General features: G+C 45.7%; 11 protein-coding genes. 8 read left to right on the top strand and 3 right to left on the bottom strand.

What is annotated here, in order from left to right; genetic code table 11:
- Positions 1-13 precede the first annotated feature (13 nt).
- Positions 14-694, bottom strand: coding sequence for a hypothetical protein (locus VIP81_RS28125; RefSeq protein WP_331969361.1), 681 nt, complete (start codon positions 692-694; stop codon positions 14-16).
- A 359-nt stretch (positions 695-1053) separates the two neighbouring features.
- Between VIP81_RS28125 and gldA the strand changes: the two genes are divergently transcribed.
- The 8 genes from gldA to VIP81_RS28085 all read left to right on the top strand — a co-directional run bounded on the left by gldA (position 1054) and on the right by VIP81_RS28085 (position 8023).
- Positions 1054-1968: a gliding motility-associated ABC transporter ATP-binding subunit GldA gene (gene gldA, locus VIP81_RS28120; RefSeq protein WP_331969358.1), complete on the top strand. Its 915-nt coding sequence runs from the start codon at positions 1054-1056 to the stop codon at positions 1966-1968.
- Between the two features lie 50 nt (positions 1969-2018).
- Positions 2019-3308 carry a phosphopyruvate hydratase gene (gene eno, locus VIP81_RS28115; protein WP_331969355.1) on the top strand — a complete coding sequence of 430 codons (1290 nt, stop codon included), beginning with the start codon at positions 2019-2021 and terminating at the stop codon, positions 3306-3308.
- Between the two features lie 117 nt (positions 3309-3425).
- Positions 3426-3740 (top strand): septum formation initiator family protein, encoded by a 315-nt coding sequence (locus VIP81_RS28110; RefSeq protein ID WP_331969352.1) that lies wholly within the window; start codon positions 3426-3428, stop codon positions 3738-3740.
- A gap of 108 nt (positions 3741-3848) precedes the next feature.
- Complete coding sequence (locus tag VIP81_RS28105) at positions 3849-4067, top strand: hypothetical protein (protein WP_331969349.1); 219 nt, start codon at positions 3849-3851, stop codon at positions 4065-4067.
- Positions 4068-4108: 41 nt separating this feature from the next.
- Positions 4109-4756, top strand: coding sequence for an endonuclease III (gene nth, locus VIP81_RS28100; RefSeq protein WP_331969346.1), 648 nt, complete (start codon positions 4109-4111; stop codon positions 4754-4756).
- Positions 4757-4758: 2 nt separating this feature from the next.
- The gene (locus tag VIP81_RS28095) at positions 4759-5487 is read left to right on the top strand and encodes a DUF2071 domain-containing protein (RefSeq protein WP_331969343.1); all 729 of its coding nucleotides are present in this window, start codon (positions 4759-4761) and stop codon (positions 5485-5487) included.
- Between the two features lie 104 nt (positions 5488-5591).
- Positions 5592-6809 carry a nucleoside permease gene (locus VIP81_RS28090; protein WP_331969340.1) on the top strand — a complete coding sequence of 406 codons (1218 nt, stop codon included), beginning with the start codon at positions 5592-5594 and terminating at the stop codon, positions 6807-6809.
- A gap of 20 nt (positions 6810-6829) precedes the next feature.
- Complete coding sequence (locus VIP81_RS28085; protein WP_331969337.1) at positions 6830-8023, top strand: Gfo/Idh/MocA family oxidoreductase; 1194 nt, start codon at positions 6830-6832, stop codon at positions 8021-8023.
- 91 nt (positions 8024-8114) lie between these two features.
- On the opposite strand, the gene VIP81_RS28080 is transcribed toward VIP81_RS28085, so the two are convergent.
- Together VIP81_RS28080 and VIP81_RS28075 are read right to left on the bottom strand one after the other, a co-directional pair.
- Positions 8115-8705 (bottom strand): DUF6134 family protein, encoded by a 591-nt coding sequence (locus tag VIP81_RS28080; protein ID WP_331969334.1) that lies wholly within the window; start codon positions 8703-8705, stop codon positions 8115-8117.
- Between the two features lie 137 nt (positions 8706-8842).
- Positions 8843-10693, bottom strand: coding sequence for a 2-oxoacid:acceptor oxidoreductase subunit alpha (locus VIP81_RS28075; RefSeq protein WP_331969331.1), 1851 nt, complete (start codon positions 10691-10693; stop codon positions 8843-8845).
- Positions 10694-10754 lie beyond the last annotated feature (61 nt).

Below are 10754 nucleotides of genomic sequence, written 5' to 3'. Positions count from 1 at the left end.
CGTCTCCATAGCGTTAAAGCGATGTTTCTATTTTTTGAATGTCTGTGTTTATTTTTCTAACCATAGCCTCGCAAGCCACCTGGTATCCCTGGCGGTTCGCTACTATTTTCTCTTCCTGTTCTGCCATCTGTGCCTTCAACTGTTCTGACTTTGCCTGTGCTTCTGTAATTTCTTTGGTAAGCTGTTGGATCAGCGCGGCGTTATCGGCCATTTTCTTTTCCATGTCCTGCAGTTGCTGATGGCGGCCATCTACTTCCGTAGCGGCTTTGTCGCTGGCTGCTTTTTCAAATTCAGCTTTGTCCTGCTCAATGATTTGTTTGTACTGTGCAGCGCTTTCAATGAGTCTGTTTTTGGTGAGGCCCTGAATGCTGAGTGTAGCATACACGGCCGACATACGGGCATTTTCATCCTTTACATGCGCTTCCAATGCATCCATCATTTTCCAGAACTCGTAATAGTCAGGCCCGGGAAAGTTGCTTTTTTCGAACAGCGCACTAAAGTGCTGTTCAAATTTGTCCATATCTGAAGCAGATAGGGCAACAGGTCCTGGTGGCCGGGCCGGCGCAGATCCTGCCGGATTACTAAGCGGGAATTTTTGCGACAGGGAAGGCTGTTCCGGCCTGCTGACATCGCTGTGTTCGTCGGGTTCAAATTCCACAAAAAGGCCCATTGCTTTTTTTAGAAAGTTTGACATCAAATGTTGGGTTGAAGCATGAAAGTGATTTTATATGTAGTGCTTTGCCTGTATAGGTTATATAACGTATAGGTGTCACGTTAAATGCAAGTTATATGCCAATGTCGGTACAGGTATTTTCGTTCACATATACGTGTTACTTAATTTGGCCATAAATATATATATATTTTGGCGAAGTAGTACCATATTAGTGTAAAAGCGTGCCGGAAGGCTTTAAAACCGTTCCGGAACCGGTAAAAAGCGTACGGGCGGTTGACTTTCTTTACCACGAAAAGATCACTCCTGCCCCGGCTGGTGGCGGGGTTATAGTATATCCTCTTTTTATAGTACTTTAGTTCCCGCAAAACGTGCAAGCATACATGTCTATCCAGGTATCAGAACTCAGTAAAGTATATGGCGAACAGCGGGCAGTAGATGGGATCTCCTTTGAACTAAAAAAGGGAGAAATCACCGGTTTTCTGGGGCCGAATGGTGCCGGGAAATCCACCACCATGAAAATGATCACCGGTTTCTTGCCGCCGACCAGCGGAAAGGCCAGTGTATGTGGTTTCGACATAGTTACCCAGTCGCTGGAAGTGCGTAAACGGGTGGGATACCTGCCGGAATCGAATCCCTTGTATCACGATATGTATATCCGGGAATTCCTGGAGTTTGTAGCAGGTATCCACCAGTTGGGAAAGGCAGGAGCCGAAAGGATTGCAAAAGTTATCCAGCTCACCGGGCTGCAGCCGGAGCGCCACAAGAAGATCGGCGCCTTGTCTAACGGCTACAAACAGCGCGTGGGATTGGCCCAGGCATTACTGCACGACCCGGAAGTGCTGATCCTCGACGAGCCTACCACCGGACTGGATCCCAATCAGCTGGCAGATATCCGTCAACTGATCAAGGAGCTGGGCGCCAACAAAACCGTGATCCTTTCCACGCATATTATGCAGGAAGTAGCAGCGCTTTGCGATCGGGTGATCATCATCAACAAAGGAAAAATTGTGGCAGACGATAAATTATCCGTCCTGCAGCAAAACAATACGGCCAATGGTTATTTACAGGTTACCTTTGCGGAACCCGTTTCGGAAACCGAATTGCTCACCATCGCCGGAATCTCGCGCGTAGTGGCCCGGGAAGACCATAGCTGGCAATTATTTACCAGCCAGGTAGATGAGGTGAGAAAAAACCTGTTACAATTTGCTTTGATTAATAACAGGAACATACTTTCTTTGCAGAGCAATTCACAAAGCCTGGAAACAATTTTCCGGGAGATGACGAAGAGCTCTTAGCCGTCCTCTAACTGCTAAAAAAATCGCTAACAATAATAACTTTTCGAATTATGAGTACTATTTCAGAAATCCATGCCAGGCAGATTCTTGACAGCCGTGGTAATCCTACGATTGAGGTTGATGTAACCACCGAAGACGGCCATTTTGGTCGTGCAGCTGTACCATCAGGTGCTTCTACAGGTAAACACGAAGCGGTAGAACTGCGTGATAACGATAAAAGTGTTTACATGGGCAAAGGCGTACTGCAGGCCGTTAATAATGTAAATGACATCATTGCTGAAGAGCTGATTGGCTGGGAAGTAACAGACCAGGCAGGTATCGATAAATTCCTGATTCAACTCGATGGTACTCCAAATAAAGCTAAACTGGGTGCTAACGCTACCCTGGCGGTGAGCATGGCCGTAGCCAAAGCTGCTGCTGAAGAAAGCAACCAACCGCTCTATCGTTACCTCGGTGGTGTAAACGCTTTCACCCTGCCTATTCCTTTAATGAACATCATCAACGGTGGTGCGCACGCGGATAATAAAATTGATTTCCAGGAATTCATGATCGTGCCGGTAGGTGCTCCTTCTTTCTCTGAAGGTTTGCGCTGGGGCGTGGAAATATTCCACCACCTCAAATCCGTACTGAAAAAGAAAGGTTACAGCACCAACGTAGGTGATGAAGGTGGCTTTGCTCCTGAAATCCAGAGTAACGAAGAAGCAATCGAAACTGTACTGGAAGCTATCAAAGCAGCTGGTTACGAACCAGGTACCCAGGTAGCTATTGCACTGGATGCCGCCAGCAGCGAAATGTATGACGACGCTACCAAGACCTACAAATTCTACAAGAGCTCCCAAAAAGTAATCAGCAGTGATGAAATGGTTGCTTTCTGGACAGATTGGGCTAACAGATATCCGATCGTTTCTATCGAAGACGGTATGGCAGAAGATGATTGGGATGGTTGGAAAAAACTGACCGAATCTATCGGTAACCGCGTTCAGCTGGTAGGTGACGATTTATTTGTAACCAATGTACTGCGTCTGAAAGAAGGTATCGACAAAGGTATCGCTAACAGCATCCTGGTAAAAGTAAACCAGATCGGTACTGTAACTGAAACGATTGATGCCGTAAACATGGCGCACAAAGCTGGTTATACTTCTATCATGAGCCACCGTTCCGGCGAAACTGAAGATACCACTATCGCTGATCTCGCCGTGGCACTGAACTGCGGTCAGATTAAAACCGGTTCTGCTTCCCGTACTGACCGTATGGCGAAATACAACCAGTTACTCCGTATCGAAGAAGCACTGGGTGATGTAGCGATTTATCCTACTAACTCCATCAGTGTGAAAAAATAAGAATTACGAATTAAGAATTACGAATTACGAATTTTGCGAAGACGGTAAACGCGGAAATCATCCGCTATACTCCGTAATTCGTAATTCTTAATTCGTAATTCTTTCGTAAATTGCCGTATGTCCTGGTCAACATCCATCAATAAAGTGCCGAGTTTCCTGAAGAATAAGTTCTTCATAGCTTTCGCTGCCTTTGTAATCTGGATCGCCTTCCTCGACAAAACCAACCTGATGTCTCAGTATCAGTTCCAGTCAGAAGTAAATAAACTGGAAAACCAGAAAGCCTTCTTTATCCAGGAAATCAAACAAACCAAAGAAGAACAACAGGAATTACTTTCCAGCCCTGAAAAGCTGGAAAAATTTGCCCGCGAGAAATATTATATGAAAAAAGATAATGAAGACCTGTTCATTATCACCCCTGCCCCCAAGCCTTAAGCACTCCCTGCCCTTGCATATCTTAAAAATTTATCCTAAATTAACAATAGATTCCGCGCTTGTACCGTTATAAAACAGAACCTATTCTTAGTATTAAAATAATAATGCATGAGTAATTTTACACTTTCTGTACTGTCAACCCTGTGTCTTGTTACAAAAAGCGACATCAAACATCACCAGGAGGAACTTTCTTTAACCCAGGAAGAGCAGGCTTGTTTTGACAATACCAAGGCGGCCCTTAACACGGTTCGTTATGCTCCCCGGGTGGCTACCCTCCAGTTGATCTTTGATTATGCTGCCAACAAACAAACTCAGGAAGAAAAGTAGTAGCTGACGGGTACTTTTTTCATTTTTCCTATCTTTAGGGCATGACTCAAAAAGAGCGTTATGCATTTGTTCTCAAGTACTTTGAGGAACATGCACCCAATGCCGAAACGGAACTCATTTACGACAATCCATACCAATTGCTGGTAGCTGTTATCCTGTCTGCCCAATGCACCGATAAACGGGTGAATATGACCACCCCTGCTATCTTTGCACAGTATCCGGATGTATATGCCCTCAGCGAGGCCACCTTCGACGACCTGTTTCCATTGATCCGCAGTATCAGCTACCCCAACAACAAAACCAAACACCTCATAGGAATGGGGCAGATGGTGGTAGCCGACTTCAACGGGGAAATACCTGCCACCGTACCGGAACTGATCAAATTGCCCGGTGTAGGTCGCAAAACGGCGAATGTGATTACCTCTGTGGTGCATCAGCAACCCAATATGGCAGTGGATACACATGTATTCAGGGTGTCTGCCCGCATCGGTCTTACCACCAATGCCACCACGCCACTGCAAACAGAACTGCAGCTGTTGAAACATATTCCAAAAGAGAAAGTACATATTGCACACCACTGGCTCATTTTGCATGGCCGATACACTTGTGTGGCCAGAAGCCCCAAATGCGGTGAATGCGGACTAAGACCAGCGTGTAAGTATTATGCCAAGCTTATAAAAGCCAGTTAACTATGCGCCCATTTCTGACTGCTGCCTGGAGAAACCTGCTGATGATCAATTTCGAGGCTGATCCGGCGGTACTCAAGGCATATGTACCTGCTCATACCGAACTGGATACCTGGAATAATACCAGCTACGTAAGCCTGGTAGGTTTCCTGTTTCAGGACACCCGGGTAAAAGGGATTAGTTTACCCGGCCACCGTACTTTTGAAGAAGTAAATCTTCGTTTCTATGTACGTTATAAACAAGACGGCAGCTGGAAAAGAGGAGTAGTGTTTGTAAAAGAGCTGGTCCCAAAACCATTGATTACGTTTGTGGCCAACACTATTTACAAAGAAAAGTATGCTACGCATGTCATGGAACACAGTTGGGAAAATCCGGATGCAAACACGTTGAAAGTAGCCTATAAATGGAAGGTCCATAACGAGTGGAATCATTTAACGGCCACCGCGCTGCAGGCAACCCAACCGATTATTGGCGGCAGCGAAGAAGAATTTATTACCGAACATTACTGGGGGTATACCCGGGTAAATGATCTGATCACCGGTGAATACCAGGTAACCCATCCACAATGGCATACACATCCGGTTACCAGTTTCGATTATCATTGCAGTACCCGCGCCCTCTATGGGGCAGACTTTGAAAACATGTTGCAGCAAACTCCCCGTAGCGCCCTGCTGGCGGCTGGTTCTGAGATTGCCGTGATGCCCGGCAAAAAAATTACGCACAGTACTTTGTGAACCAATAAAGTTTCTGTTGTCCATCATTAATTTAAATGGACAATTCTCAAATTTTATTAACTTAAACGGTTCATTAAGATTCAATAAATAAAGCATTTGTCGTTATGAGATCAGCTGTTAGGGTACAACTATCGTTTATGATGTTCCTCGAATTTTTTATCTGGGGAGCATGGTTTGTAACATTAGGCACATTTGTACTGAAAAATCTGCAAGGCACCACTGATAGCCAGGTGGGCGTGGCCTTTCTTACGCAATCCATCGGAGCCGTGATTGCGCCTTTCATTGTGGGCATTATTGCGGACCGTTTTATTTCTGCACAAGTAATCCTGGGTGTTATACACCTGGTGGGCGCAGCCCTGCTGTGGACCTGTTCCGGCATGACCAGCTTTGATAGTTTTTATCCGGTGTTGCTGGTGTATATGATCCTTTACATGCCAACACTGGCACTGGTAAACTCCATCTCCTTCCGGCAGATGAACGATCCGAGTAAGGAGTTTTCATTTATTCGTGTATTCGGTACCGTAGGATGGATCATTGCAGGTTTGCTGATAGGCTGGTTGCAATGGGAAAAAACAAATTCGCTGGACCTTACTTTCAAAATGGCCGCCGGCGCATCTTTACTGTTGGGTATCTTTAGTTTTACCTTGCCCAAAACACCTCCTGCCAAGAAAGGTACCCAGATCTCTGTAAAGGAAATTCTGGGCCTGGATGCCATTCGTATGCTGAAGAACCGTTCTTACCTGCTGTTTTTCCTGGCCTCTATTGCGATCTGTATTCCACTGGCATTTTACTATAATTTCACCAACCCATTCCTGAATGAAATAGGGATGAATGCCGCTGCCGGCAAGCAATCAATGGGACAGATGTCTGAATTTCTGTTTATGCTGGTGATGCCGCTGTTTTTTGTTCGGTTGGGTGTTAAAAAGATGCTGGCCTTAGGTATGCTCGCATGGGTAGTGCGTTATACCTTGTTTGCTTATGGCAACATTGACAGCAATTACTGGATGCTGATTGTAGGTATTGTACTGCATGGTATCTGTTATGATTTCTTTTTTGTAACGGGTCAGATTTACACAGATAAAGTAGCAGGGGAAGAATTTAAAAGTTCTGCCCAGGGCTTTGTTACGCTGGCAACCTATGGCGTGGGTATGCTGATCGGATTTATTATTTCCGGTCCTATTGTAGCGGCTTACAAAACCAGTGATACCATGCACAACTGGCACACTATCTGGCTGATCCCTGCTGGTATTGCGGCGGTAGTATTAGTACTGTTTATGTTATTTTTCAGAGATAGTAATAAAGAGAAGGTTATTAAAAATTAATCATCGGCAAAACAGTTTCTATGGCAAAAATAGCAATGCTGGGCTCAGGCTTTATTGCGCGGTTTTATGCAGATTCATTGCAGGGGCAACGTAGTCGCGATAAAATAGTGAGTGTGTATTCCCGCCGGGAAGAAAGCGCAAAGAAATTTGCGGACGACTACCAGGTGGCATATCAAACAACAGAGATGGAAGTGGCAGTGGCCAATCCGGAGGTTGAGGTAGTATGTATATCATTGCCCAATAATTTGCATGAGGCGGCGGTATTGCTTTGCTGCAAACACAAAAAGGCCGTGATCTGTACCAAGCCGCTGGGCCGCAATGCAGCCGAAGCGAAGCGAATGCTGGAGGCCGTTGAAAAAGCCGGGATCTTCCATGGTTACCTGGAAGATCTGGTATATACGCCCAAGTTTCTGAAAGCTTTACAAAGCGTGCAGAGTGGGGCTTTGGGCCGGATACTCTGGGCAAAGTCAAGGGAAACGCATCCTGGCCCGCATAGTGAGTGGTTCTGGGATAAGGAACAAGCCGGTGGCGGATGTATCCTGGATCTGGGTTGTCATTGTGTGGAAATTGGCCGCAATTTTATAGGAAAAGATATCCGGCCGGTAGAAGTAATGTGCTGGGCCGATACACAGGTAAAACCTATTGATGCAGAAGATCATGCTATTGGACTGGTAAAATATGAAAACGGTGCTATCGGGCAGTTTGAGGTAAGCTGGACTTTCCGCGGCGGCCTGGATTTGCGGGATGAAGTCATGGGCACGGAAGGAACCATCTGGACCAACAGCTTTTTACGCACCGGGTTTGATATGTTTACCACCGGCAAGGGAGCAGACTATGTAGCTGAAAAAGCCGAGAGCAATACCGGGTGGTTGTTTCCGGTAGGTGATGAACTCAATGAACTGGGGTATAATCACATGTTTACAGATATGTTCAACGCAATGGAAAGCGGTCATGCTGCCAAAGAAACTTTCTATGATGGGTATGTGGTGAATGCTATTCTAGATGCCGCCTATAAAAGTGCTGCTACCAAACAATGGGAGCCGGTACAATTAGACATCTGGCGTGGACAGGAAGGTGTTACCAAAACCAAAACATTAACAGATTACAACGATCAATACTACCTGGTGAAAGAAGAAATGACACATTTCGGGGCCAAAAAACTGATCCTGAAAGACAAAGTATCCGGGCAGATCATTGAGCAAACAGTATCATAATTTAAGTGGTGATCCTGATGTGCGGGGATAATAGCCTTGTCTGCTGTCTGCGCACATCGGGGGAATCGCGATCATACTGCCGGATACAGTATTAGCTGACTTTTACAAAGATGGCTTTGCCAAAGGAGTGGTTTACTTCTACCAGTACCAGTGTACCATTTTCGTATTTAAATACGTTCTTTTTCCCTTCGGGTAGCAACAATTCATACATTCCACCTCCTATAGATTTTAAAGGCAGAAAGCGGCCTAATGTTTCAGAAAATACCCGTGTTACCTGTTTAGGTTCTGCAAAGTAAAGATCTGCCACACATTCTTCTATTTCGGCATTATTGATGACCGATTTTTCTCCGTTTACGATAATCGTATATTCTTTACCGTTACGAACGGTGGTCGTGTTTTTATCTTCTCCGCTTTTACCGGAGATGCGGGAAGACTTAGAAGTAGAGAGTATATTGTTACTGTATTCGTTAATGATATCGCTGTTTACTTTAGCCAGCATCATCTGGATACGCGTTTTGATAATGATACTCTTTGCCGGTCCATTCGTTTTCCTGTTAGCTTCTATTGTACCTACTGCATGGTTGGCGATCCGCACTTCAAAAGTATTAGTTTGGGCATTTGCCTGCAAATAGAATACAGCTACTGTGATAACGGTTAGCAATACGCGAAAAAGGCTATACATAATAGTTAACTTAAACTAAAAAAATGCCGGGCGGAAGTAGCTGTGAATAGTCCTCCCGGTACAGGAAAATACAAAAAATCCTGTCACGACGGACAGGATTTTTTATTGTGCAATAAAATAATATGTTGCGGAGGAGCCTATGCCAGCATTTCTTTGATCTTAGTGACCAATTCGCCTTTGGTAATAGGAACGCCCATAATCTTATTATAACCCTGTGCATCGATCAGGAATTGATCACGAATAATTTTGATCAGCTGACCGTTGTTGATTTCCGGAATCAGTACTTTATCGTAGCTGTGCAGTATTTCGCCCAGGTTTTTAGGGAAAGGACGGATATACCGGATGTGTGCATGTGCCACTTCGTGGCCTTCCGCCAGCAGGTCGAGTACCGCGCTTTTGATGGCGCCATAGGTAGATCCCCAGCCGAGTACCAGTATTTTTCCTTTTTCCGGACCGAGTTCAATTTTCTGTAACGGAATATGATCTGCGATCTTATCTACCTTTTCCTGACGGATTTTCACCATCAGTTGGTGGTTTTCCGGATCGTAGCTTACGTTACCGGTAATATTTTGTTTTTCCAGACCACCAATGCGGTGTTCCAGGCCGGGAGTACCGGGAACAGCCCAGGGTCGTACCAGGTTTTCATCACGGTGATAAGGCAGGAATTGTTCTTCTCCTTCTTCCAGCCCTTTTTTGAATTTCACTTCAATCTGGGGCAGGTCGGCGGCTTTAGGGAAGCGCCATGGTTCGGAGCCGTTGGCAATGTACCCATCGCTGAGGAAAATAACGGGTGTCATATGTTGTACCGAAATGCGGAATGCTTCAAACACCGCCTCAAAGCAATCTGCCGGGGTAGATGCAGAAACGATTGGCATCGGGCATTCTCCGTTACGACCGTAGTAAGCCTGCAACAGGTCAGATTGTTCTGTTTTGGTAGGCAAGCCGGTAGAAGGGCCACCGCGTTGAATATCGATGATGATCAACGGAATTTCCAGCATTACTGCCAAACCCATTGCCTCACCTTTCAAAGCCATACCGGGGCCGGAAGTAGTGGTAATCCCCATATGTCCGCCATAAGAAGCGCCAATAGCAGAGGTAATCCCTGCGATTTCGTCTTCCGCCTGGAAGGTGCGGATACCAAAATTCTTAAAGCGGCTCAGGTCATGGAGGATATCGGAAGCCGGTGTAATAGGGTAAGTACCTAAGAACAGCGGCAGGTTAGCTTTTTGGGAAGCTGCTACCAGTCCGTATGACAGGGCCGTATTTCCGGTAATGCTGCGATAGGTGCCTGGTTCCATGCGGGCTTTTTCCACCCGGTAGCGGGTAGTAAAGGCTTCTACGGTATCGGCAAAGTTGTAACCGGCGTGCAGTACTCTCAGGTTACTTTCCAGGATATCTGGTTTTTTACCAAACTTATCTTTCAGGAATACCTCAGTATTCTCCATGTTACGGTCGTAGAGCCAGTAGAGGAAGCCCAGTACAAACATATTTTTTGCACGGTCTTTCTCTTTCATACCCATGTTCATGTCCTTGAGCGCTTCGCGCGTCATTTTGGTCACGTCCATGGTATGGAGCTGATAAGACGCCAGGGAGCCGTCTTCCAGCGGATTGATACCTTCCGGATAGTTGGCCAGGCGCAGGTTTTTGGAGTCAAAACCATCGGTATTAGCCAGGATGATCCCTCCTTTCTTAAGTCCTTTCAGGTTGGCTTTCAGTGCAGCAGCGTTCATGGCTACCAGTACATCACAGGCATCACCCGGGGTAAATATTCTGTTAGAAGAGAAATGTAGCTGGAATCCGCTCACACCGGGCAATGTGCCTATAGGGGCACGTATTTCCGCCGGAAAATCCGGGAATGTGCTCAGGTCATTACCGAATAAAGCGGTGTTGTTTGAAAACTGGGTACCTGTTAACTGCATCCCGTCTCCACTGTCGCCTGCAAATTTTATCACTACATCCTCCAGCTGTTGAATCGAAGTATTAGGCATCTATTTATTCTTTTTAAGGTATTCTTTTTAAAGATGTAAATTTAGGTAATCGGGCGGTAGT

This window comes from Chitinophaga sp., assembly GCF_036566945.1.
GTDB lineage: Bacteria > Bacteroidota > Bacteroidia > Chitinophagales > Chitinophagaceae > Chitinophaga.
The sequence above is the reverse complement of the archived record's forward strand: the minus strand, read 5'-3'. Positions and strand labels throughout refer to the sequence as shown.